This is a genomic window from Streptomyces spiramenti (genome assembly GCF_012034385.1).
Taxonomy (GTDB): Bacteria; Actinomycetota; Actinomycetes; order Streptomycetales; family Streptomycetaceae; genus Streptomyces; species Streptomyces spiramenti.
On record NZ_JAAVJB010000064.1, the window covers coordinates 1 to 24,232 of the forward strand.

The following is a 24,232-nucleotide window of genomic DNA, read 5'->3' on the forward strand; positions in this document are numbered from 1 at the left end:
GAGCTCGACCGATGCGTGCGGGTACAGCTGCACTCGCACACCGAGGTGACGGTGATCCGGCCCGTCCGCTCGGCCCGCCGCGCCGCTCCCCGCTGACCCCGCTCAACAGCCCGCAGATGGTCCACCGGCCCGCGCGCACCGTGCCGCCCCTCTCCGCACCCGAGCGACGCAGCATCGAGGCCCCGCCCAACCTGCCGGAGGGCGACACGATGTCGCCGCTCGCCGCGATGATGCCCATGGTCGGCGTGATGGGCTCCATGGTGATGATGACCGTGATGCGTAGCAGCCGCTTCGCCGTCATCGGGGTCTTCGTGCTGGTCGCGGCCGTCATCGGCGCCGCCGCGATGTTCTTCTCGCAGCGGGGGAAGGCCCGCCGCCGCCGCCGGGTCCAGCGCGAGCGCTACCTGGAGTACCTGGAGGAACTCCGCGAGGAACTCGCCGAGGAGGACCGGCACCGGCGTGCCACCGCCCGCGCCGCCCACCCGCCGCCCGCCGCGCTGGTCGACATCCTCGCCGACCAGGCCAGGCTCTGGGAACGCCGCCGCCGCGACCCGGACTTCCTCCACCTGCGGCTCGGTGCGGGCCCCGTCCCGCAACGCGTGCTGGAGATCGACCGCAGCCAGAGCACCGCGATCACCCCCGTCGACCCGTTCATGCTGAACGAGGCGGGTGAACTGTGCGAACGCTTCGGAACCACCCCCGACATGCCGCTGACCGTGCCCCTGGACCGGGTCGGGAACGTCTCCGTCGTCGGCAGCCGCAAGGACACCCTCCGCGTGCTTCGGGTGCTCCTCACCCAGGCCGCCGTCTCCCACGCCCCCGACGACCTCGGGATGGCGCTCTGCGCCCCCGCCGACGGGCTCGGGCACTACGAGTGGGCGAAGTGGCTGCCGCACGCCCTGGACCCCGACGCCACCGACGCCGCCGGAGCCGTGCGCCGCATCGCCGCCGACCCGGCGGAGCTGTCGGCGGTCATCGCCGGTGAACTCCGCACCCGCGCCGCCCGGGTGACCGAGATCCGCCGCGGCCTCGGCAACAAGTCCGCACTCGACAACATCAGCCGCCTGCTCATCGTCCTCGACACCCCCGACGGGCCCGCCACCGAGCTCGCCCGCACCGACGAGACCGTCTCCCTCCCCGAACTGGGCGTCACCGTCCTCCACCCCGTCACCCGGCGCGTGGACGAACCGGGTGACGTCAGCGTCCGCATCGTCGTGGACGGCGACCGACTCACCATCGAGGACCTGCGGCACCCGACACCGCGGCGGCTCCGCGGAACCCTCGACGACTGCCCGCCGCAGCAGTCCGAGAGCCTCGCGCGACTCCTCGCTCCGCTCCGACTGTCCCCGGAGTCCGACGCCGGCGACTCGCCGCTGAGCGCCCCCGTGAGCTTCCCCGAACTCCTCGGCATCGACGAGCCCGACGACGTCGACCCCGCCCGCCTGTGGGCGCCCCGAGGAGAGCGCGACTTCCTCCGGGTGCCGATCGGCGTCGGTGACCTGCACGAACCCGTCATGCTCGACATCAAGGAGTCCGCCGAACTCGGCATGGGACCCCACGGGCTGTGCGTCGGCGCCACCGGATCCGGCAAGAGCGAGCTCCTCCGCACCCTGCTGCTCGCGCTCGTCGCCACCCACCCGCCCGAGGACCTCGCCGTCGTCCTCGTCGACTACAAGGGCGGCGCCACCTTCGCCCCGTTCGAGCCGCTGCCGCACGTCGCCGGCGTCATCACCAACCTGGAGAGCGTCCCCGGCCTCGTGGAACGCGTCCACGCCAGCCTCGCCGGCGAGGTCAAGCGGCGGCAGCAGGTCCTCAAGGACGCGGGCCACTTCGCCAACGTCGGCGACTACAACGCCGCCCGCCGCAGGTCCCGGCCCGACCTCGACCCGCTGCCCCACCTCTTCGTCGTCATCGACGAGTTCGGGGAACTCCTCACCGCCAAACCCGACTTCATCGACCTCTTCCTCTCCATCGGCCGCATCGGCCGCTCGATCGGCGTCCACCTGCTGCTGTCCAGCCAGCGCATCGAGTCGGGGAAGCTGCGCGGCCTGGAGACCTACCTCTCCTACCGCCTGGGCCTGCGAACCTTCTCCGCCGAGGAGAGCCGCACCGTCCTCGACAGCAAGGACGCCTTCGAGCTCCCGCCGGTCCCCGGGTTCGGCTACCTCAAGGTCGACACCAGCGTCTACGAGCGCTTCAAGGCCGCCTACGTCTCCGGCGCCCACCAGGGCCCCGTCCGCCGCGCACCCGCCGAGGCGGCGACCCCGACCGTCACCGTCTTCCCCGCACGCAACCTCCCGTCCGCGCCCGTCGGCGAGCCCGCCGCCACGCGCACCGCCCCACCGGAGCGCGACACCAAGGACACCCCGACCCTGCTCTCCACCGTCGTCGGCGCACTCACCACCGCGGCCGACCCCGTGCGGCAGATCTGGCTCCCCCCGCTGCCCGCCGCCCTCACCTTGGACAGCGCCGGCGGCGGGATCACCACCACCCCGGACGGACTCCGCCTGGGCGGCGCCCCACTCGGCCCGCTCCGCGTCCCCGTCGGACTGCTGGACGACCCGGGGGAGCAGTGGCAGGGCCAGTGGGTCATCGACCTCACCGTCGCCGGCGGCCACCAGGCCGTCATCGGCGGACCCCAGTCCGGCAAGACCACCCTCCTGCGCACCCTCGTCCTCTCCCTCGCGCTCACCCACACCCCTCGCGACGTCGCCGTGTACGGGCTCGACCTCGTCGGCGGCGGCCTCCGCCCCCTGGAGGGGCTGCCCCACGTCGGCGGCATCGCCACCCGCACCGACCGCGAACGCGTCACCCGCACCGTCGACGAGATCCGCTCGATGCTCGCCGAACGCGAGATGCTCTTCCGCGACCACGGCATCGACTCGGTGGACTCACTCCGCCGCGCCCGGGCCGCCGGCCGCCTCCCCGAACTCGGCTCCACCGAGATCGTGCTGGTCATCGACGGCTACGGCGCCATCCGCGAGGAGTTCGACCACCTCGACCCCGCCATCGGCGACCTGCTGCGCCGCGGCGGCGGCTACGGCATCCACGTCGTCGCCGGCATGCTGCGCTGGAACGACGTCCGCATCAACGCCCAGTCCTCGTTCGGCAGCCGCCTGGAGCTCCGTCTGAACGACCCGCACGACAGCGGTATCGACCGCAAGCTGATGGAAGCCGTCCCCACCGGCACCCCGGGCCGTGCCCTTACCGACGTGCAGCTCTTCGCCCACACGGCGCTGCCCCGCGTCGACGGTGCCGCGGACGAGGAGAACGCCGCCGGCTTGGAGGAAGCCGTCCGCCGGGTACGCGAGTCGTGGACGGGCGAGCCCGTCCGCGCCGTCCGCGTGCTCCCGCCACGGCTCGCCGCGTCCGCCCTGCCGGCCTTCGAAGGCGGCAGCGCAGTCCCCTTCGCCGTCCGGGAGGACCTCACCGCCGTCGGCCTCGACCTGGCCGGCCACGACCAGCACTTCATCGTCCTCGGCGACAGCGAGTGCGGGAAGACCAACCTGCTCCGGCTCGTGGCCGACGGCCTCATGGAGCGGTACAGCGACGACGAACTGGTCTTCGCCGTCATCGACCCCAGGCGCGGGCTCCGCACCGCCGTCCCCGAGCGGTACCGCGGCGGCTACGCCCACAACACGGAGCTCGCCGGCCGGCTGGCCACCGGCATCGCAGGCAAGCTCAAGGAGCGGATGCCGGAGGGCGACCTCGGGCCCGAGGCCATGGAGCCCGGGGGGTTCAGCGGCCCCCGCATCGTTGTGCTCATCGACGACTACGACGTGCTCGCCACCGCCAACCAGCGGCCGTTGCAGCCGTTCCTGCCGTTCGTCCCCTCCGCGCCCGACATCGGCCTGCACTTCGTCGTCGCCCGCCGGATGGCCGGCATCTCGCGGGGGTTCTTCGAACCGTTCCTCCAGTCGCTCAAGGAGAACGGCGGCACCACCCTGCTGATGACCGGCGACCGGCAGGAGGGGCAGATCTTCCCCAAGCTCTACCCCAGCGCCCAGCCCCCCGGCCGCGGCGTCCTGGTCCGCCGAGGCGCCCCCTACCAGCTCGTCCAGACCGCGATGCTCTGACCGCACCAGTGAGGGGCGGCCCCGGCAGGCCGCCCCTCGATGTCGGACTGCCCAGTCTGGTTCGCCTCGAAGCAGCCAGTGAAGACCGGGAGGCTGATCTCGGACTGCTGACCCCGCTGACCTTCGGTGCGTGCGGCGATGAACCGGGAGTGGCCGAAGAACCTTTCGGCTTACCGCTCCACGCGTAGGTGCATGCCCTGCACCTTGCTCGGACATCACCACCGGCCAGCTCTCGCCCGACAGGGCGAGGCGGACGATGCGGCGTCGCGGTTCGGTCTCGGCGAGAGTTCCGGGCCGTCAGCCCTCTGCGTCGGGGTCGGTCCAGCACTGCGTGAAGACGTTGAGGTACACGTCCGACTCCTGGCCCTCGGGTAGCCGTCCGGTGCGAGCATCCGTGAAGAGGGCTCGCAGGAACAACCCCTCATCCACCTTCTCTGCTCGCAGTTCCAACGCCTGAACAGGGCTGTTGTTGGGCTCGAACATGAGGATCTCCCAGCCCGACTCCTTCAGGTCGTCCCGAACCCTCGTCATTCCGGACTCCATCTCGTCCTCGGGCGCCCCCTGCAGACGAGCCGAGGCGCTTGACGAGAAGAGGTCCGATCGCCCGTAGCCCATGGAACAGGGCGCCTTGTAAGCGCTGATCTCCTGCCGGTCCAGCGAGGGCGCGACCAGGCCCTCCAGTCGGCCGGCAAGTGCTCGCACTTCTTCCCGGACCTCTTCGACGGGGCGGACGGGGAATTCGGTCGACGGCTCGCCTGCCGAGTCTTCGGTTGACGTATCGGGGGCCGGGGTGTCCATCGGGCCACATCCGTTCGTGAGGAGAACTGTGAGCAACGCCGCGGCGGCAAGTGTCGGACGGAAGCGACTGCGCCTACTCATAAGTTGCCCTTTCCGGTCGTCCGATGATGACCGCAGCCTGGTTCTCGAGGTTCAGCTCACCGGCCCAGTAGCCACTGTGGTCGACTGAGTCGTTGGCCAACCTGCGAGCTCCGAAATCCTCGTCCGAGGGCACGTTGGGCACGAGGTCGAGGTCGTAATAGGGCGCGAAGCCCCAGCGCGTCTTCCAGCCGCTGTTCGTCTCACCGTGGAACCAGCGGCCCCCCTCGGCGACCTGGTCCCGGTGGAACGGCGCCTGCATGGCGTAGACGTTGTCAGCGCCGACACCAAGTTCAGCAGCGCTGCCGACCGTCATACCTGGGCTTCCCACGGCGATGATGCTGTCTGCGGAGATGGGCTGTTCTCGTTGCTGTGTCGCAGTGCCGGTTGTCGTGGATCCGTAACTGTGCGCAACGACAGTGGTGTTGCGGTCACCGGCTGCAGTTCGAGTGGCATCGAGTCCGTCCAAGAAGGAATTGAGGAGCGAGGCGCCGTCGTCCGCGTAGTGCTGTTTTGTCGCGTCGAACATGATCTCGGGCGGAGTCTCGTAGCCGATCCAGGTGATGGTCGAGACCTCTTCGTTCGAGGGGGACATCTGGTTGCTCGCGCGCCAGAGGTCCTCCGTCCGCTCCATGTCCCCGTCCACGTTTCGAAGCTCGGCGCCCGTACCTGGCACGAGCACAGCAGTGTGATGGGCCGTGTCCGGATTTCCCGTGGCGATGGCGATCCGTCCGCGGCCGGAGGGGTCGAAATGGAGCAGATAGCTCGGTGGAAGTCTGTCCGCCTTCTTGGCTGGTGGGGTGTAAGCACCATTTCCGTCGAGACGATCGCGGACCTGAACGAGAGCATTGAGCTCCCTCCGGCGTTCGTTCCATTCCTTCCACGCCAGGGTCTCCACCTCGACGTACCCTTTTCGGTACGTGTGGTCGTCAAGCGGCACGCGCGCGTACCGCTCGGGCTGCTCCGCCTGGTGGTCGCGGAGGGCGAGGTCGGGGCGTTCGCGTTCCCACCAGCGGTCGAAGATGATGCGGTTGGCGCGGTCGCGGTGGACGGCGGGGATGCCGTCGAGTGCGCCGATTCCCGCGGGGTTGCTTTGGATCCAGCGTTCCCGCTCCTGCGCGCTGAGCCCCTGCCACCAGCTGTTCGCCGTCTCGGGCGACGTGAAGCACGGCAGTGGCGGTGGGGGTGACAGGAAGTGCCAGGGCGGTTGGTAGCCGGGGGCCCAGGGGCCCGGCATGCCGTGGTCGGGGCCGTAGGGGAGTGCGGAGTTGATGGCCCGGACGGTCTCCTCCTCCATCCGCGCGAACTCGGCCACCAATGTCGCGGTGTCGCTCCGGATCTCGTCGCTGTCCCGTTCGTGCCGCGCGTGGTCGGGGTCGTCCTCGGCAACCGTGGGGATCGCCGCTGCACGTGCTCGCAGGGCGTTGAGCCGGGCGCTGATGGTCTGGGCGTCGCGGGCGTAGTTGTCGACCGCCAGTGCCACGCGTGTCACGCTCGCGCGCACGGTCTCACCGCTCTCGCGGACCGGCGTGGTGGCGGCCAGGAGCTCCGGGGCCTCGGGCGCCGCGTAATCATGGCCGAGCCCCTGAAAGGTGAGGTGCAGCTCGTTCCCGGAGGCGTAGACGGCGTCGCCGTCCTGGCTCAGCCGCTGTGTCGCTGCCTGCAAGGTGCCCAGGTCTCCCGAGAAGGCCGGGATCTCCGTGGTCTTGATCAGCGCCATGTCGCCCCCCGTCGCATCGGCCCGCGCCGCGGTGGCGGCGCATGCCACCGGGCGTGCCCGCCGTGTGGTGGCGCCGGCAGGCGCCTCGACGGGTCGTCTCTGTGATTCTGTGTAACAGGCCGCAGTTGCGCCGGACAACCGCCTCCCGGGCTCTGTGACAGGACCAGAGCATTCACCGGCCGGACTCGGGCGAGCGGCAGCCGACTCGAATTCTTTCCCAAGCTCTACCCCAGCGCCCAGCCCCCCGGCCGCGGCGTCCTGGTCCGCCGAGGCGCCCCCTACCAGCTCGTCCAGACAGCGATGCGCTGACACGGCGACGGCGCGGGGGCGGTCTGTCGTCCGCCCCCGCGCCGTTCCGGGTTCCCTCAGCTCTTCGAGGTGTCCTCGAAACAGCTGGTGAAGACCGAAACGCTGATCTCGGACTCCTGGCCCTCCGCCAACCTCCCGGTGCGAGCGTCCGCGAACCTGGCGTAGGCGAAGAGCCCTTCCGCCTCCTTCTCCACCTGCAGCTCAAGACTCTGCGCGTCGCTGCTGTTGGGCTCGAACATCACGACGGTCCATCCCTCGTCGGACAGCGCCCGATGGAGTCGGTCCATCGCTGCTTCCATGTCCTCCTCGGGCGCCCGGGTGGCCCGCCAGAGGTCCGTGACCGAGGCGAGCTCGCTGCCGCCGCCGTCCGGACAGAAGCTGCGATCCGGCGGAAGCGGACGTTCGACGTTCGCCTCCGGCAGCTCCAGCAACTGCATCATGTGATCGGAGACGTCGGTGACTTCCCTGACGACCCCGGCAGGGTCGAGGCGTGGGGGCTGATCGCCGGACGAGGCGGTGTTCTCTTCGGTCACGGGGGCTCCACAGCTGAGGACGAGAAGGGAGGCAAGGACGACAGCGGCCCGGACCCCAGATGAACGGACGGGGCTACTCACGGGTGACCTCCTGTGGTCTGCCGACGACGACGTGAGCCTGGTTGTCGAGATCGAGCTGCGACCTCCAATAGCCACTGTGATCCTTGGATTCGGTCTTCATCCGTGTCGCGCCGAAGTCCGGGTCCGCTGGGACGTTCGGTACCAGGTCGACGTCGTAGTAGGGCACGAAACCGAAATGGGTCTTCCAGCCGCTGTTGGTCTCACCGTGGAACCAGCGACCGCCCTCCGCGACCTGGTCGCGGTGGACCGGCGCTTGAACGCTGTACACGTTCTCGGCACCGATGCCGAGCTCGTCCGCGTTGCCGACGCCCATGCCGGGGCTGCCGACCGCGATGATGTTGTCCGCCGCGATGGGCTTCGACCGGCCCGACTGTTGGGTAGCTTCTCCAACCAACGTGGATCCGTAACTGTGCGCGATAACCGTGGTGTTGCGCTCGCCGCCAGAGGTACGGGACGCGTCCAGACCGTCGAGGAAGGAGTTGAGGACCGGAGCCCCGTCACTTGCGTAGCTTCGGTCGGTGGCGTCGAAGAAGACTTCCGGCGGGGTCTCGTAGCCGATCCACGTGATCGTCGAGACCTCGTCCCCTGATGCGGCACGTCGCTTCGAGGCTTCCCAGAGCGTCACCATCCGGTTGAGGTCGTTCTCCGCCCCGGACAACTCCGCCCCGGTGCCAGGAACGAAGATCGCGGTGTGGTCTGCCGTGTCCGGGTTGCCGTTCGCCACGGCCGCCTGGCCGCGTCCCGACGGGTCGAAGTGGAGGAGGAACGGTTCCGGCAGGTTGGAGCTGCCGTAGTGTCCGAGCCGGTTGATGCGGTCGTGGACGGAGACGGGGCCCATCAGAAGCTTCCGCTCCTCGTTCCACTGCTTCCACGCCTGGGTCTCCACGTCGACGTACCCGTCCTCGTAGACGCGGGTACTTCGCTGTACGCGCACGTACCGCTCGGGCTGCTCCGCCAGATGGTCGCGGAGGGCGAGGTCGGGGCGTTCGCGTTCCCACCAGCGGTCGAAGATGATGCGGTTGGCGCGGTCGCGGTGGACGGCGGGGATGCCGTCGAGTGCGCCGATTCCCGCGGGGTTGCTTTGGATCCAGCGTTCCCGCTCTTGGTCGGTCAGCCCGCTCCACCAGCTGTTCGCCGCTTCGGGTGAGGCGAAGCAGGGGAGCGGCGGTGGGGGTGACAGGAAGTGCCAGGGCGGCTGGTAGCCGGGGGCCCAGGGGCCCGGCATGCCGTGGTCGGGGCCGTAGGGGAGTGCGGAGTTGATGGCCCGGACGGTCTCCTCCTCCATCCGCGCGAACTCTGCGACGAGCGCTGCGACATCGCTCCGGATCTCGTCGCTCTCCCGTTCGTGCCGCGCGTGGTCGGGATCGTCCTCGGCAACCGTGGGGATCGCCGCTGCACGTGCTCGCAGGGCGTTGAGCCGGGCGCTGATGGTCTGGGCGTCGCGGGCGTAGTTGTCGACCGCCAGTGCCACGCGTGTCACGCTCTGGCGGACCGACTCGCCGCTCTCCCGCACCGGCACCGTGGTGGCCAGCAGGTCCTCGGTCTCGGACGCGCTGTAGTGGTTGCCCATCACCTGGAAGGTCAGGTGCAGGCTGTCCCCGGAGCTGTAGATGTCGTCGGCGTCCTTGCCCAACCGGCGAGTCGCCCCCTGCAGCGTCTCCAGGCTGCCCGAGAAGGCCGGGATCTCCGTGGTCTTGATCAGCGCCATATCGCCCCCGTCGCATCGGCCCGCGCCGCGGTGGCGGCGCATGCCACCGGGTGTGCCCGCCGTGTGGTGGCGCCGGCAGGCGCCTCGACGGGTCGTCTCTGTGATTCTGTGTAACAGGCCGCAGTTGCGCCGGACAACCGCCTCCCGGGCTCTGTGACAGGACCAGAGCATTCACCGGCCGGACTCGGGCGAGCGGCAGCCGACTCGAATTCTGTCTGAACGACCCGCACGACAGCGGTATCGACCGCAAGCTGATGGAAGCCGTCCCCACCGGCACCCCGGGCCGTGCCCTTACCGACGTGCAGCTCTTCGCCCACACGGCGCTGCCCCGCGTCGACGGTGCCGCGGACGAGGAGAACGCCGCCGGCTTGGAGGAAGCCGTCCGCCGGGTACGCGAGTCGTGGACGGGCGAGCCCGTCCGCGCCGTCCGCGTGCTCCCGCCACGGCTCGCCGCGTCCGCCCTGCCGGCCTTCGAGGGCGGCAGCGCAGTCCCCTTCGCCGTCCGGGAGGACCTCACCGCCGTCGGCCTCGACCTGGCCGGCCACGACCAGCACTTCATCGTCCTCGGCGACAGCGAGTGCGGGAAGACCAACCTGCTCCGGCTCGTGGCCGACGGCCTCATGGAGCGGTACTCGAATGAGGAACTGGTCTTCGCCGTGTCAGAGTATGGCGATGTCCTGCCGCTGACCGGCCTCAGCGGTGATCGCCCGCAGAGCGGTAGCAGGTGGTGAAGACAGTGACCGCAATGCTCGATTCGGTGCGGCTGTTGGACTCGTTCCGCGCATCCAGGAACAGCGCTTCGACGAACATGCCGAGAGCCGGACTCTCGGCCCGCAGTTCGAGGGCTTCCGCAGAGCTGCTGTTCGGGCCGTACATCACTACCGACCAGCCGTCATCGCGGACGTGTTCGTGCACTCGGTCGAGCGCCGACTCCAGATCCCGCTCCGAGGCGCTTGCGATCGACCACACGTGCTCCACAGTGAACAAGTCGGGATCGTCGCCTCCGGACGGGCACGGCGCCCGACCAGGCGCGCTCGTCATTAGGACCGAGTCGTCACCCAGACCGCTCGCTCGGGCGAGAGCCCGCGACATCTCGGTCACCTCCCGTGCAACATCGGAGTGAGACCGTTCCGCGGCCGAGTCGGCGGGCTCGGAAGAGCTGTCAGAGTTCATACCGCATCCAGAGATCGCTAGGACGACGGCGGCAGCGCATACTGCCGCGCGCTGGTGGAGGGGACGGGCGCGCTCAGTCATGCGTCACCATCCCGGGGTCCCCGACGACGACGAACGCCTGGTTGCGCAGGTTCAGGCGGGAGCTCCAGTAGTCGCTGTGGTCGCTCGCGTCGTTCTTCATCCGGTTGGCCCCGAAGTCGGCGTCCGAAGGCACATTGGGCCATACGTCGAAGAAACCGTCGGTCCTCCCGTGGAAGACGCGGCCGAGCGTTACCTGATCAGAGGTGAGCGGCGCCTGCATGGACCACACGTTCTCGGCGCCGACGCCGAGGTCTTCGGCATTGCTGACCGTCATGCCGGGGCTACCGACCGCGATGATGTTGTCTGCCGAGATCTGCCGGTCCCTCCCCTCCGCCTGAGTGGCCTCACCGACGACCGTGCTGCCGTAGCTGTGGCCGATCACCGTCGTGTTTCCGGGACCGGCCGTCCGTGAGGCAGCGATCCCGTCGAGGAAGGCGTTCAGTTCAACACCACCGCGCTCCGCGTACTCGCCCTTCCGTGCTTCGGGCAGGGTCTCCGGCGCTTCGTAGCCGATCCAGGTGATCGTCGACACCTGCTCGCCCGGGTTTGCCAGGGTGTCAGAGGTCCGCCACAGACTCACCGTGCGATCCACGTTGTTGCCGAACTCCGAGAGGTCGGAGCCGGTGCCAGGAACGAAGATCGCGGTGTGGTCTGCCGTGTCCGGGTTGCCGTTCGCCACGGCCGCCTGGCCGCGTCCCGACGGGTCGAAGTGGAGGAGGAACGGTTCCGGCAGGTTGGAGCTGCCGTAGTGTCCGAGCCGGTTGATGCGGTCGTGGACGGAGACGGGGCCCATCAGAAGCTTCCGCTCCTCGTTCCACTGCTTCCACGCCTGGGTCTCCACGTCGACGTACCCGTCCTCGTAGACGCGGGTACTTCGCTGTACGCGCACGTACCGCTCGGGCTGCTCCGCCAGATGGTCGCGGAGGGCGAGGTCGGGGCGTTCGCGTTCCCACCAGCGGTCGAAGACGATGCGGTTGGCGCGGTCGCGGTCCACGACCGGGATGCCGTCGAGTGCGCCGATTCCCGCGGGGTTGCTTTGGATCCAGCGTTCCCGCTCCTGCGCGCTGAGCCCCTGCCACCAGCTGTTCGCCGCTTCAGGTGAGGCGAAGCAGGGGAGCGGCGGTGGGGGTGACAGGAAGTGCCAGGGCGGTTGGTAGCCGGGGGCCCAGGGGCCCGGCATGCCGTGGTCGGGGCCGTAGGGGAGTGCGGAGTTGACGGCCCGGACGGTCTCCTCCTCCATCCGCGCGAACTCTGCGACGAGCGCTGCGACATCGCCCCGGATCTCGTCGCTCTCCCGTTCGTGCCGCGCGTGGTCGGGATCGTCCTCGGCAACCGTGGGGATCGCCGCCGCACGTGCTCGCAGGGCGTTGAGCCGGGCGCTGATGGTCTGCGCGTCGCGGGCGTAGTTGTCGACCGCCAGTGCCACGCGTGTCACGCTCGCGCGCACGGTCTCACCGCTCTCGCGGACCGGCGTGGTGGCGGCCAGGAGCTCCGGGGCCTCGGGCGCCGCGTAATCATGGCCGAGCCCCTGAAAGGTGAGGTGCAGCTCGTTCCCGGAGGTGTAGACGGCGTCGCCGTCCTGGCTCAGCCGCTGTGTCGCTGCCTGCAAGGTGCCCAGGTCTCCCGAGAAGGCCGGGATCTCCGTGGTCTTGATCAGCGCCATGTCGCCCCCCGTCGCATCGGCCCGCGCCGCGGTGGCGGCGCATGCCACCGGGCGTGCCCGCCGTGTGGTGGCGCCGGCAGGCGCCTCGACGGGTCGTCTCTGTGATTCTGTGTAACAGGCCGCAGTTGCGCCGGACAACCGCCTCCCGGGCTCTGTGACAGGACCAGAGCATTCGCGGGAGCCCGCGCGACGGGAACCGACGGGACCGCCGCCTGCGTGGTGGAGCGGTGACACTGCGCCGCCCGGCAAGCGGTGGCGCGCCACGTGGCGGCGGCCGACGCCGCCCTCGCCGACGCCGCTCGGCGGTCGCCGACCGAACGGGGAAGGAAGCCGATGGAGTGGGACATCACGCCGGAGGGTGTACGCAGCCGGTTGACGGAGTTCGCCGAGCAGTCGACCCAACTGGACGCCGACGCCAGGGCGTGCGTCGCAGACCTCACCGAGGCGGCGGGCTCGTGCGGAGGACTCGGCCTCGGTGGCCCGCCAGGAAGCCCCGTCGGCGACGCCCTGACGCGCTTCACCGCGCAGACCCTGGACTGCCTCACCGGGATGCGGGGCGGTGCCGACGGCTCGGCGCTCGGCGCGACGGAGGCGACCGCCGCCTACGGCGAGGGTGACGCCGCGATGGAGGCCGCGGCTCTCGACCGTGCCGACATCCGTGCCCCCATGGGCCACGGGCCGATGTCGCCCCACCTCGCCCCGTACGTGACGCCGCCCACCCTCGGCTTCGGGGACCCGTCAGCTCCAGGGTCCTGGAGCTGACGGGTCCGGTCCGGCCGCCCGCAGCCCGGACACCGAGAGCGGGGCGGCCCCGGCAGGCCCGCCCCGCGGCGTATCCCACAAGCGGTCCGCTCCCGCCACCCCTTACCGGTGCGGACCAGCGCTATCCGGCCCCGTTTCGCAACGGCACGCGGCGACGCACCGGCACCGCCGGCCGGGCGGTTTCGCTGCCTGCTCAGGCGCCGGTGTCGGCGTCGCGACGCGGCGCGGGGGCGGTCGACCCGGCCACCGGCCGGGCGGTCGTCCGAGGAGCGGTCGTCCGAGGAGCAGTCGTCCGAGGAGCCGGGGGTCCGTTCGCCGTGGACCGGACGCCGTCCGGCCCGTCCCCCTTCGGCGCGCCCCCGCCCGTGGAGGCGGCCGACCGGAACGCCCAACCCATGCTGGGTTCCACGACACAGCGGAACAGCTGCCGTACCGGCGAGGTGCACAGCACCGTGACCACGACCGCGGCCAGCGCCGTGACGGCCACCTGGCCGGCGGGGGTCGCGATCCACTCGGCCTCGTACCAGCCCCACCAGCGGGAGCCCTTGGCGAGGAAGCCGTGCAGCAGATAGCCGTAGAGGGTGCCGGCCCCCAGAGCCGTGTACCAGGTGGCGTGCTCGGGGACCCAGGCCAGGAAGGCGGCGGTCAGCACCAGTCCGGCGGAGAAGAGAACCAGGGTCATGACCGGGCCCGTCCACCACAGATGGCCCATCTCCTGGACGGCGTTGGTCCGGTAGAACCAGCGCGCGCTTATACGCGGGACGGCCCAGTAGGCGACGAGCAGCGCGCCGACGAACGCCGGGAGGGCCATCAGCCGGACGTCCGGGCGCCGCAGACGCTCGAAGTGTTCCCGCCGCAGGGTCAGCCCCAGCACGAAGAAGGGCAGGAACTGCAGTACGCGCTGGATGTTGAGGTCGTCACCCAGTTCTGGGGAGACGGAGGCGAGGGTGGCGATGCCCAGCGCCACCAGGACCGGGCACCGGATGATCTTCCAGAACGGCGCGGTGAGCCGCCACACGAACAGCGCGATCAGGAACCAGGTCACGTAGTACGGGTCGAGCAGGCTGAACGGGTGGTCGGTCCCGTTCACCTGCCGGTGGAACACGATGTACGCCACCTCGAACACGAGGTACGGCACCCCGATACCGGTGACCAGGCGGCGCAGCTGGTCCGGGCGGCCGGTGAAGCTGCGGGAGAAGTAGCCGGCCACCACGATGAAGGCCGGCATGTGGAAGGTGTACACGAACATGTACAGAGCCGAAGCGGCGCGGGAGCTCTCCATCAGCGGCGTCCACGCGTGACCCATGGCCACCAGCACGATCGCGAGGTACTTCACGTTGTCGAAGTAGGGATCGCGCGCGGCGCGCTGCCTCGGCGTCGGTGCGGGGTCGTGCCCCGGGCGCTCGCGCCCGGCGCCCGGCGCCCCGGTCATCGGGGGCGACGGTGGGCGGTCCGCTGCCAGGTCCGTCGTGAGGACCGCTTGATCACGAACGTGCAACATCGTCGGCACGATAGCGGGCGACGGGGGCGCGGTAAATTCGACAGCTCCGGGAGCTGTGCAGCATTTGAAGATACTGGTCGCAAGATGCTTAGACACTGCGAAGAAATGAGCCTAGATGATTGATCGATGACCGGTATCGACTGGTTTGCAAGGCATATATCCGGCCAAGTCGGGGGTGTCATCGAACGTCATCACGTGTCGCGTGATCCTGGCCCCTCCAGGTGGGGCCGCTGCCCCGAAGGGGTGTCGGGGCTTTGTGAATTTACGTCCTCGGTCACAGCCGGTGATAACCGATCGATAACGGCAACGCACCGTGGGGGGCCGTCGTCCGGATGTGACGCAGATCAGCCGACCGTCTGTCACCGGCCGCCCACGGGCCGCGGGTTGAGGTGGCACGATGGTCCGTGCTTGGGACGCTCCGGCGCGGGGAAGCCCCCAAGCGGTGAACGGCGTTCCTTCCGAGGGTGTGATCTGTAGTGGTTATCTCGTTCTCGCTCGCACTGCTGCTGGGCGTGGTCCTCGTCGTGATGATTCGCGGCGGATCCATCAAGTGGGGACCGGCCATCGTGGCCATCCTCTTCGGCTTCTCCCTCGCTTCCACGGGTGCCGCCGATCCCATACGGGACTTCCTGGAGTCGATCGGCAACTCGATCGGCGCGGTGGACGACTCCATCAGCTCCGTCGGCCCGGTCGACGAACCCGTCGACCCCACCGGGCCCTGAAACAGCTCGGCCCGGCCCCTCGACGAGGGACCGGGCCGATGACGCGGAGCGGGTGACGGGAATCGAACCCGCGTAGCTGGTTTGGAAGACCAGGGCTCTACCATTGAGCTACACCCGCGTGCAAGCCCTCGCGGTGTGGAACCACGAGGGTGCCGCACCGGGGACGCGGTCAGCATCGTACCAGCGCGCGCCGACCCCGTTCGCGGCCCCCCGCATCCGCGGGCCGGGCGCACGCCTGACCGGTCGTACCCCGTGCCCGGTACGTGGGCCTCGCGGCGTACCTGTACGCTACGTCTCGCATCGTGAGCCATTACGGGGTGTGGCGCAGCTTGGTAGCGCGTCCGCTTTGGGAGCGGAAGGTCGTCGGTTCGAATCCGGCCACCCCGACCACGTACGATGAGTTCGCGCGTGCCTGTGTCGTGTCCGCATTCCATGCCGTATACGGGGCGCCCTCAAGAATTTCCGATAGCTGTCTGCCCCAAGGAGACCGACCGTGAAGAGCGCCGTGGAGACCCTGAACCCGACTCGGGTTCGGCTCACTGTCGAGGTGCCCTTCGAGGAGCTCAAGCCCAGCCTCGACGCGGCGTACAAGAAGATCAACCAGCAGCTCAGCATTCCGGGTTTCCGCAAGGGCAAGGTCCCGGCCCGGGTCATCGACCAGCGGGTCGGCCGCGGTGCCGTGCTGGAGGAGGCCGTCAACGACGCCCTCCCGAAGATCTACCAGGATGCGGTCAACGAGGGTGAGCTGAGCCCGCTCGGTCAGCCCGAGGTCGACATCACCGAGCTCAAGGACGGCGAGCTGCTGGCCTTCACCGCCGAGGTCGACATCCGTCCCGAGCTGGAGATCCCGGACTACTCCGGCATCGAGGTCACCGTGGACGCCGTCGAGGTCAGCGACGAGGACGTCGCCGAGGCCCTCGACCAGCTCCGTGAGCGTTTCGCCACCAACTCCGTGGTCGAGCGCGCCGCCGCCGACGGCGATGTCGTCAAGCTCGACCTGGAGGCCCGGGTCGACGGTGAACTGCTGGACGACGGCGTCGCCAAGGGCGTCGACTACACCATCGGTTCGGGCCGCTTGCTCGACGGCATCGACGAGGCCGTCACCGGCCTGGAGGCCGGCGCCGAGGCCACCTTCGCCAGCGAGCTCAAGGGCGGTTCCGCCGCCGGGCGCGAGGCCGAGGTGAGCGTGCGGATCGAGACCGTGTCCGCCCGCGAGCTGCCGGAGCTGGACGACGAGTTCGCCCAGCTGGCCAGCCAGTTCGACACCCTGGACGAGCTGCGCGAGGACAGCCGGGAGCGCCTCGCCCGCCAGAAGCAGTACGAGCAGGCCACCAGCGCGCAGGAGAAGGTGCTGGAGGAGCTGCTGGAGCTCGTCGAGGTGCCGATCCCCGAGAAGCTGCTCCAGGACGAGGTCGAGACCCGCCGCCACAACCTCGTCAACCACCAGCTGGGCCAGCTCGGCATGGACCTCGACGCCTACCTGAAGATGCAGGAGAAGACGGCCGAGGAGTTCGACGCCGAGCTCAAGGAGCAGGCGGAGAAGGGCATCCGCACCCAGTTCGTGCTGGACGAGATCGCCAAGCGCGAGCAGCTCAGCGTCAGCCAGGAGGAGCTCACCGAGCACCTCATGCGCCGTGCGCAGTCCTCCGGGATGAGCCCCGACCAGTTCGCCAAGGCGGTCGTCGAGGGCGGCCAGGTGCCGATGCTCGTCGGCGAGGTCAGCCGAGGCAAGGCGCTCGCCACCGTCGTCGAGTCCGTGAAGGTCGTCGACACCAACGGTGAGCCCGTCGAGCTGGACGACGAGGACGAGACCGGCGAGACGGTCGAGGCCACCACCGAGACCGAGTCCACCGAGGCGCCCGCCGCCGAGGGCGACAAGGACGAGGCCGGCGAGGCCAAGCCCAACAGCTGACGCCGCGGCGGCCGGCGCCGCCACGGCGCCCCCGCGACACGGACGGGGCCGGACGCTACGAGCGTCCGGCCCCGTTCCGTCCCCCCGGCCCCGGCCACCCTGCGCTCACAGCGAACAGTTCCCTGGCCGGGATGGGTCGACGGTGGCAGCGCGTTAAGGTCCGTAAGAACAATGCAGATGCCGAATGACGGTCGAGTGACGACGCGGCCGTGCAACGAATGAGCAGGTGGAATACGTGACGCTTCCGATGCCTTCCGCCGCCGCCGAGGCGATGAACGGCGGTCTCGGCGACCAGGTCTACAACCGGCTGCTCAACGAGCGGATCATCTTCCTCGGGCAGCCCGTGGACGACGACATCGCCAACCGGATCACCGCGCAGCTGCTCCTTCTCGCCGCGGACCCGGACAAGGACATCAACCTCTACATCAACAGCCCGGGCGGTTCCATCACCGCCGGCATGGCGATCTACGACACGATGCAGTTCATCAAGAACGACGTGGTGACGATCGCCATGGGCATGGCCGCCTCCATGGGCCAGTTCCTCCTGAGCGCCGGCACCCCCGGGAAGCGCTTCGCGCTGCCGAACGCCGAGATCCTGATCCACCAGCCGTCCGCGGGTCTCGCGGGTTCCGCCTCGGACATCAAGATCCACGCCGAGTGGCTGCTGCGGACGAAGAAGAAGATGGCGGAGCTCTCCGCACACCACACCGGCCAGAGCGTCGAGCAGTGGACGCGCGACGCCGACCGCGACCGCTGGTTCACCGCCGAGGAGGGCCGTGAATACGGCCTGGTGGACGCGGTCATCTCCGACGCCGCGGACATTCCCGGCAGCGGTGGCACCGGCGCCTGACGGCACCAGCCGTCCCGACACGGCACCGGCCGGGGTCGTCCCGGTCCCCCTCCGCAGCCCGCCCCTCACCTGGAGACACAGACGATGGCACAGTCACCCGCCTTCCCCGGCTCCGGCCTGTACGCCCGGACCCCCGCCGAGGCACGCTACGTCGTGCCCCGTTTCGTCGAGCGCACCTCGCAGGGTGTCCGCGAGTACGACCCCTACGCCAAGCTCTTCGAGGAGCGGGTGATCTTCCTCGGGGTGCAGATCGACGACGCGTCGGCCAACGACGTCATGGCGCAGCTGCTGTGCCTGGAGTCGATGGACCCGGACCGGGACATCCAGATCTACATCAACAGCCCCGGTGGGTCGTTCACCGCGCTCACCGCGATCTACGACACCATGCAGTTCGTGAAGCCCGACATCCAGACCGTCTGCATGGGTCAGGCCGCCTCCGCCGCCGCGGTGCTGCTGGCAGCGGGCACGGCCGGCAAGCGCATGGCGCTGCCGAACGCGCGCATCATGATCCACCAGCCCTACAGCGAGACGGGCCGCGGTCAGGTCTCCGACCTGGAGATCGCCGCGAACGAGATCCAGCGCATGCGCATCCAGCTGGAGGAGATGCTCTCCACGCACTCCACCAAGCCGATCGACCAGATCCGCGACGACATCGAGCGGGACAAGATCCTGACCGCCGAGGGCGCCAAGGACTATGGCCTGATCGACCAGATCGTCACAACGCGTTCCTCGTCCGACTGAGGAACAACGGCGGATTCGACGGCAAGCCCCCCTTGGACAGGGGTTCCTCGGTGGAGGATTCCCGACAAGGGGGGCCTACCGGTAGGGCGACGGGGTACCGTCGTCAGGGCAAGACATGGCGAACTAGCACCAGGCAGCGTCCCCCGGGGCGCTGCGCAGGCGAAGGGGACGCACCTCGTGGCACGTATCGGTGACGGCGGCGATCTGCTCAAGTGCTCGTTCTGCGGCAAGAGTCAGAAGCAGGTGAAGAAGCTCATCGCGGGCCCGGGGGTCTACATCTGCGACGAGTGCATCGATCTCTGCAACGAGATCATCGAGGAGGAGCTCGCCGAGTCGCCCGACTCGGAGCTGAGCGAGCTTCCCAAGCCGCGGGAGATCTACGAGTTCCTCGAGGGATACGTGGTCGGCCAGGACGACGCCAAGAAGGCGCTGTCGGTGGCCGTGTACAACCACTACAAGCGGGTCCGCGCCAGTGAGCAGGACTCCGGCTCCCGGGACGAGGACATCGAGCTCGCGAAGTCCAACATCCTGCTGCTCGGCCCGACGGGCTCCGGCAAGACGCTGCTGGCACAGACCCTGGCCCGCATGCTGAACGTGCCGTTCGCGATCACCGACGCCACCGCCCTCACCGAGGCCGGCTACGTCGGTGAGGACGTCGAGAACATCCTGCTGAAGCTGATCCAGGCGGCCGACTACGACATCAAGAAGGCCGAGCAGGGCATCATCTACATCGACGAGATCGACAAGGTCGCCCGCAAGAGCGAGAACCCGTCGATCACGCGTGACGTCTCCGGCGAGGGCGTCCAGCAGGCGCTGCTGAAGATCCTGGAGGGCACCACCGCCGCGGTGCCGCCGCAGGGCGGGCGCAAGCACCCGCACCAGGAGTTCCTGCAGATCGACACCTCCAACGTGCTGTTCATCGTCGGGGGCGCGTTCGCCGGACTGGACGAGATCATCCGCGCGCGCTCCGGCTCCCGCGGCATCGGCTTCGGCGCCGACATCCGCTCCAAGCGCGACTCGGACTCCTCGGAGCTGCTCTCCGACGCGCTGCCCGAGGACCTCGTCAAGTACGGCATGATCCCCGAGTTCATCGGCCGGCTCCCGGTGATCACCTCGGTGCACAACCTGGACCGGGAGGCGCTGCTCCGCATCCTCACCGAGCCGCGCAACGCGATCGTCAAGCAGTACCAGCGGCTCTTCGAGATCGATGGGGTGGAGCTGGAGTTCGACCTGCTCGCGCTGGAGGCCATCGCCGACCAGGCGATCCTGCGGGGCACGGGCGCCCGCGGCCTGCGGGCGATCATGGAGGAGGTCCTCCAGTCGGTGATGTACGAGGTGCCCTCCCGCGACGACGTCGGCCAGGTCGTCATCACCGAGGAGGTCGTCCGCTCCAACGTGAACCCGACGCTGGTGCCCCGCTCCCGGCTCGCCAAGCAGCGCGGCAACCAGGAGGACCGCACCCCGCGCGAGCGCACCGCCTGACCGGCGTCCGCCCCTCCCCGCGTGGGGCGCACCCGCCGGTACTCCCCCTCGGCCGTGCGGCGCCGAGCCACGTGGACGGCGGCACCGGTGCGCGGGCCCGTCCGTCAGCGCTCGACCTGGGCGTCCTCGCGGAGCTGGAGGGCGATCTCGGCGGCCTCGGCCGTCGGCACCGCCTCCGGGTAGTCGAGGTCGTCCGGAGTGATGTTCTCCGGGTCGATGTCGGTGGGGACGGTGGGGCTGTTCAGCAGGTAGGCGGCGCCCACCGTGGAGTAGTCGGACCACACGCAGACGGTGGTGGTGTACTCCAGGGTCCCGATCGAGGGGTCGACGTTGGTCTCGGTGGCCTGCTGGCACTTGAGCACCACGTCGTCGTCCCCGAACGACTCGGCGGTCCCGATGAGTTCCACGGTCGACTCGGGGCTGTTGCTCTCGGCCAGCGCCACGGTCAGCTCGTGGAAGAGGCCGTCGACGGTCTGCTGCGGACGGTCCACCTCTCCCCACATGCCACCGAAGAGAAGGCCGCGTCCGCCGGTGAGGAACAGCTCCTCCGGGGCGTCGATGTCGGCGTCGCTGAAGGTGCCGTTGACCGAACCGGCGAACTCCACGCCGGCCTCGGCGAGCGCCGCGTCGTCGGGCTCGATGCCCTCGTCGCCGCCCTCGGCCATCAGCTGGAAGCTGCCGGAGCTCTGCGGCAGCTGAAGGTCGTACCGGGTGCCGTCGTCGGCGGCGAGCGGGGTGTCACCACCGCTGAGGACGAAGTACAGCGCGCCGGCGATCACCACGGCACCGACCGCCGCACCGGCGGCGAAGAGCACCTTCCGCTTGCTGCGACCGCCGCCCTGCGGCGGCTGCGGCGGCTGCTGGCCGTACGGGGGCTGCCCGCCGTACGGCTGCTGCGGGGGGTACTGCTGCGGGACCTGCTGGCCCGGGTACTGGCCGTGCTGCGGGGGCTGCGGCTGTGCGTAGCCGCCGGTGCCCTGCGGCGGCTGGTGGGGCTGCTGCTGGGGGTAGCCGTAGGGACCCGACTGCTGCGGGGGCTGCTGGGGGTAGCCGTAACCCTGGCCGCCGTGGCCGCCGGGCTGCGCGTACGGGTTGGGTCCGCCGGGCGCCCCGCCCTGCGGCTGCGCGCCGTACGGGCCGGGCTGTCCGGGCTGCTGGGGTTGCCCGTACGGCCCCGGCTGGTTGTGGCTCATCTTCTTCCCCTCGAAGAGCGTGTGCGTCGATAGCTCCGCCCATACTCGCGGAACCGGCGCTGCCCTGTACATCCGGGCCCGAAACCGATTCGAAGCCGGGACATTGCCGCCGATACACTGACGCCCGTGACCGACAACACTCAGCAGCCCGGACCCGGGCCACAGCGCGCCCCCGCCGATCTCCCGACGCAGTACGCACCGGCCGAGGTAGAGGGGAAGCTGTACGAGCGCTGGGTGGAGCGCGGTTACTTCGAGGCGGACGCCACCAGCGACAAGCCGCCCTACACGATCGTCATCCCGCCGCCCAACGTCACCGGCAGCCTGCACCTGGGCCACGCCTTCCAGCACACGCTGATGGACGCACTGACCCGCCGCAAGCGCATGCAGGGGTTCGAGGCGCTGTGGCTCCCCGGCATGGACCACGCCGGCATCGCCACCCAGAACAAGGTCGAGCAGCAGCTCGCCGAGGAGGGGCTCTCCCGGCAGGACCTCGGCCGTGAGGAGTTCACCGACCGCGTCTGGCAGTGGAAGGAGGAGTACGGCGGCCGCATCCTCGGCCAGATGCGGCGGCTCGGCGACGGCGTCGACTGGTCGCGCGAGCGGTTCACCATGGACGAGGGGCTCTCCCGCGCCGTCGGCACCATCTTCAAGCGGCTCCACGACGACGAGTTGATCTACCGCGCCGAGCGCATCATCAACTGGTGCCCGCGCTGCCTGACCGCCATCTCCGACATCGAGGTGGACTACCAGGAGGACGCCGGTGAACTCGTCTCCATCGCCTACGGCGAGGGCGAGGACCGGCTGGTCGTCGCGACCACCCGCGCCGAGACGATGCTCGGCGACACCGCCGTCGCCGTCCACCCCGAGGACGAGCGGTACCGGCACCTCATCGGCCGCCGGATCAAGCTGCCACTGACGGACCGGACCATCCCCGTCGTCGCCGACGAGCACGTCGACCCCGAGTTCGGCACCGGCGCCGTCAAGGTGACCCCGGCCCACGACCCGAACGACTTCGCCATCGGCCGCCGCCACGACCTGCCGTCCCTGACGGTCATGGACGAGCGCGGCGTCATCACCGTGCCCGGGCCGTTCGAGGGGCTGGACCGGTTCGAGGCCCGCTCGACCATCGTCAACGCCCTGCGCGAACAGGGCCGGATCGTCGCGGAGAAGCGCCCCTACCTGCACTCGGTGGGCCACTGCTCCCGCTGCAAGACCACCGTCGAGCCGCGGCTCTCCATGCAGTGGTGGGTCAAGGTCGGTCCGCTGGCGCAGGCCGCCGGCGACGCCGTCCGCGACGGCCGCGTCGCGATCCACCCGCCGGAGATGGCCAAGCGCTACTTCGACTGGGTCGACAACATGCACGACTGGTGCATCTCGCGGCAGTTGTGGTGGGGCCACCGCATCCCCGTCTGGTACGGCCCGAACGGCGAGACGGTCTGCGTCGGCCCCGACGAGGAGCCGCCGACCGGCGAGGGCTGGACCCAGGACAGCGATGTCCTGGACACCTGGTTCTCCTCCGGGCTCTGGCCGTTCTCCACGCTCGGCTGGCCCGAGCAGACGCCGGAACTCAAGAAGTTCTACCCGACCGACACGCTGCTGACCGGCCACGACATCATCTTCTTCTGGGTCGCCCGGATGATGATGTTCGGCCTCTACGCCATGGACGGCACCCCGCCGTTCCGGACCATCGCGCTCACCGGGCTCGTCCGCGACGAGCACGGCAAGAAGATGTCCAAGTCGTTCGGGAACGTCGTCGACCCGCTGGACTGGATGGACCGCTACGGCGCGGACGCCGTCCGGTTCACCCTCGCCCGCGGCGCCAACCCCGGGGCGGACGTGCCGATCGGCGAGGACTGGGTCCAGGCCTCCCGCAACTTCGCCAACAAGCTGTGGAACGCCACCCGGTTCGCACTGATCAACGGTGCGACCGTCGACGGTCCGCTGCCCGGGGCCGCGGAGATGTCCGCCACCGACCGGTGGATCCTCTCGCGTCTCAACAGCGTCGTCGCCGAGGTCGACGCGGGTTACGAGGACTACCAGTTCGCCAAGGTCTCCGACCTCCTCTTCCACTTCGCGTGGGACGAGGTCTTCGACTGGTACGTCGAACTCAGCAAGACCGTCTTCGCCGCCGGCGGCGAGCCCGCCGAGGTCTCCCGCCGCGTCCTGGGGGAGGTCCTGGACCGCACCCTGCGGCTGCTGCACCCGATCGTCCCCTTCGTCACCGAGGAGCTGTGGACCACGCTCACCGGTCAGGAGTCGGTCGCCGTGGCGTCCTGGCCGCAGGACTCCGGCTTCCGCGACGCGGCGGCCGAGGAGGAACTGGCCACCGTCCGCCGGGTCGTCACCGAGATCCGCCGGTTCCGCGCAGATCAGGGGCTCCAGCCCGGCCAGCGTGTCCCGGCGCGCCTGGATCTCGCCGGAACCGGCCTGGCCCCCCACGAGGACGCCGTCCGCTCCCTGCTGCGGCTCCAGCCGGCCGGTGACCCCTTCGAGGCCACCGCGACGCTGCCGGTCGCCGGCGCGACGGTGGCGCTCGACCTGTCGGGCGTCATCGACGTCGAGGCGGAACGCAAGCGGCTCCAGAAGGACCTCGCCGCGGCCGAGAAGGAGCTGAAGCAGACCACCGCCAAGCTCGGCAACGAGGGGTTCCTCGCCAAGGCCCCCGCCCCGGTCGTGGACAAGATCCGCGCCCGGCAGGCGACCGCGGAGGAGGACATCGCCCGGCTGACGGGCCAGCTGGAGCGGCTGCCCCGCGGCTGACGCCGGCTGCCCGGCCAGCCGGGCAACCGGGCACAGAGCCATGACGCCCGGGGCCGCCCCCACTCACGGGGGCGGCCCCGGGCGTCCGG

Annotated in this window: 17 protein-coding genes and 2 tRNA genes; 10 read left to right on the forward strand and 9 right to left on the reverse strand. The window is 69.9% G+C overall.

Annotated elements, in window-relative coordinates; genetic code table 11:
• The first annotated feature begins 116 nt into the window (after window positions 1-116).
• A complete protein-coding gene (gene eccCa / locus HCJ92_RS10465; protein WP_167933220.1) occupies window positions 117-4,076 on the forward strand; it encodes a type VII secretion protein EccCa in 3,960 nt (1,319 codons plus the stop codon).
• A gap of 297 nt (window positions 4,077-4,373) precedes the next feature.
• Here eccCa and HCJ92_RS10470 read toward each other — a convergent pair whose 3' ends face one another.
• The 4 genes from HCJ92_RS10470 to HCJ92_RS10485 form a co-directional block, all read right to left on the reverse strand.
• On the reverse strand, window positions 4,374-4,778 hold the full coding sequence (locus HCJ92_RS10470) for a hypothetical protein (RefSeq protein WP_167933221.1): 405 nt from the start codon (window positions 4,776-4,778) through the stop codon (window positions 4,374-4,376).
• 169 nt (window positions 4,779-4,947) lie between these two features.
• Window positions 4,948-6,720, reverse strand: coding sequence for an alpha/beta hydrolase (locus HCJ92_RS10475; protein WP_167933222.1), 1,773 nt, complete (start codon window positions 6,718-6,720; stop codon window positions 4,948-4,950).
• Between the two features lie 317 nt (window positions 6,721-7,037).
• Entirely contained in the window at window positions 7,038-7,514 is a 477-nt protein-coding gene (locus HCJ92_RS10480; RefSeq protein ID WP_167933223.1) for a hypothetical protein, read from the reverse strand.
• 73 nt (window positions 7,515-7,587) lie between these two features.
• Complete coding sequence (locus HCJ92_RS10485; RefSeq protein ID WP_167933224.1) at window positions 7,588-9,303, reverse strand: alpha/beta hydrolase; 1,716 nt, start codon at window positions 9,301-9,303, stop codon at window positions 7,588-7,590.
• 254 nt (window positions 9,304-9,557) lie between these two features.
• Between HCJ92_RS10485 and HCJ92_RS10490 the strand changes: the two genes are divergently transcribed.
• Window positions 9,558-10,034, forward strand: a complete 477-nt coding sequence (locus HCJ92_RS10490; protein WP_167933225.1) for a hypothetical protein — start codon at window positions 9,558-9,560, stop codon at window positions 10,032-10,034.
• On the opposite strand, the gene HCJ92_RS10495 is transcribed toward HCJ92_RS10490, so the two are convergent.
• The gene (locus HCJ92_RS10495; protein ID WP_167933226.1) at window positions 9,997-10,290 is read right to left on the reverse strand and encodes a hypothetical protein; all 294 of its coding nucleotides are present in this window, start codon (window positions 10,288-10,290) and stop codon (window positions 9,997-9,999) included. The genes HCJ92_RS10490 and HCJ92_RS10495 overlap by 38 nt on opposite strands.
• 259 nt (window positions 10,291-10,549) lie before the next feature.
• Window positions 10,550-12,220: an alpha/beta hydrolase gene (locus HCJ92_RS10500; protein WP_167933227.1), complete on the reverse strand. Its 1,671-nt coding sequence runs from the start codon at window positions 12,218-12,220 to the stop codon at window positions 10,550-10,552.
• A gap of 333 nt (window positions 12,221-12,553) precedes the next feature.
• On the opposite strand from HCJ92_RS10500, the gene HCJ92_RS10505 reads away from it, so the two are divergent.
• On the forward strand, window positions 12,554-12,982 hold the full coding sequence (locus HCJ92_RS10505; protein ID WP_167933228.1) for a DUF6507 family protein: 429 nt from the start codon (window positions 12,554-12,556) through the stop codon (window positions 12,980-12,982).
• Between the two features lie 193 nt (window positions 12,983-13,175).
• On the opposite strand, the gene HCJ92_RS10510 is transcribed toward HCJ92_RS10505, so the two are convergent.
• Window positions 13,176-14,483: an acyltransferase family protein gene (locus tag HCJ92_RS10510; RefSeq protein ID WP_245240759.1), complete on the reverse strand. Its 1,308-nt coding sequence runs from the start codon at window positions 14,481-14,483 to the stop codon at window positions 13,176-13,178.
• A 476-nt stretch (window positions 14,484-14,959) separates the two neighbouring features.
• Here HCJ92_RS10510 and HCJ92_RS10515 point away from each other — a divergent pair, with 476 nt between their 5' ends.
• The gene (locus tag HCJ92_RS10515; protein ID WP_167933229.1) at window positions 14,960-15,205 is read left to right on the forward strand and encodes a hypothetical protein; all 246 of its coding nucleotides are present in this window, start codon (window positions 14,960-14,962) and stop codon (window positions 15,203-15,205) included.
• A 47-nt stretch (window positions 15,206-15,252) separates the two neighbouring features.
• Here HCJ92_RS10515 and HCJ92_RS10520 read toward each other — a convergent pair.
• Window positions 15,253-15,323 (reverse strand) — tRNA-Gly (locus tag HCJ92_RS10520).
• A gap of 195 nt (window positions 15,324-15,518) precedes the next feature.
• Here HCJ92_RS10520 and HCJ92_RS10525 point away from each other — a divergent pair.
• The 5 genes from HCJ92_RS10525 to clpX all read left to right on the forward strand — a co-directional run bounded on the left by HCJ92_RS10525 (window position 15,519) and on the right by clpX (window position 20,190).
• Window positions 15,519-15,595, forward strand: a tRNA-Pro gene (locus HCJ92_RS10525).
• A gap of 103 nt (window positions 15,596-15,698) precedes the next feature.
• Window positions 15,699-17,117 (forward strand): trigger factor, encoded by a 1,419-nt coding sequence (gene tig, locus HCJ92_RS10530; RefSeq protein ID WP_167933230.1) that lies wholly within the window; start codon window positions 15,699-15,701, stop codon window positions 17,115-17,117.
• 235 nt (window positions 17,118-17,352) lie between these two features.
• Window positions 17,353-17,967: an ATP-dependent Clp protease proteolytic subunit gene (locus HCJ92_RS10535; protein WP_167933231.1), complete on the forward strand. Its 615-nt coding sequence runs from the start codon at window positions 17,353-17,355 to the stop codon at window positions 17,965-17,967.
• Between the two features lie 84 nt (window positions 17,968-18,051).
• Entirely contained in the window at window positions 18,052-18,708 is a 657-nt protein-coding gene (locus tag HCJ92_RS10540) for an ATP-dependent Clp protease proteolytic subunit (RefSeq protein ID WP_167933232.1), read from the forward strand.
• A 177-nt stretch (window positions 18,709-18,885) separates the two neighbouring features.
• On the forward strand, window positions 18,886-20,190 hold the full coding sequence (gene clpX, locus HCJ92_RS10545; protein ID WP_167933233.1) for an ATP-dependent Clp protease ATP-binding subunit ClpX: 1,305 nt from the start codon (window positions 18,886-18,888) through the stop codon (window positions 20,188-20,190).
• A gap of 104 nt (window positions 20,191-20,294) precedes the next feature.
• Here the strand turns inward: clpX and HCJ92_RS10550 are convergent, their stop codons facing one another.
• The gene (locus HCJ92_RS10550) at window positions 20,295-21,383 is read right to left on the reverse strand and encodes a hypothetical protein (RefSeq protein ID WP_167933234.1); all 1,089 of its coding nucleotides are present in this window, start codon (window positions 21,381-21,383) and stop codon (window positions 20,295-20,297) included.
• 126 nt (window positions 21,384-21,509) lie between these two features.
• Between HCJ92_RS10550 and HCJ92_RS10555 the strand changes: the two genes are divergently transcribed.
• Window positions 21,510-24,143, forward strand: a complete 2,634-nt coding sequence (locus HCJ92_RS10555; protein WP_167933235.1) for a valine--tRNA ligase — start codon at window positions 21,510-21,512, stop codon at window positions 24,141-24,143.
• Window positions 24,144-24,232 lie beyond the last annotated feature (89 nt).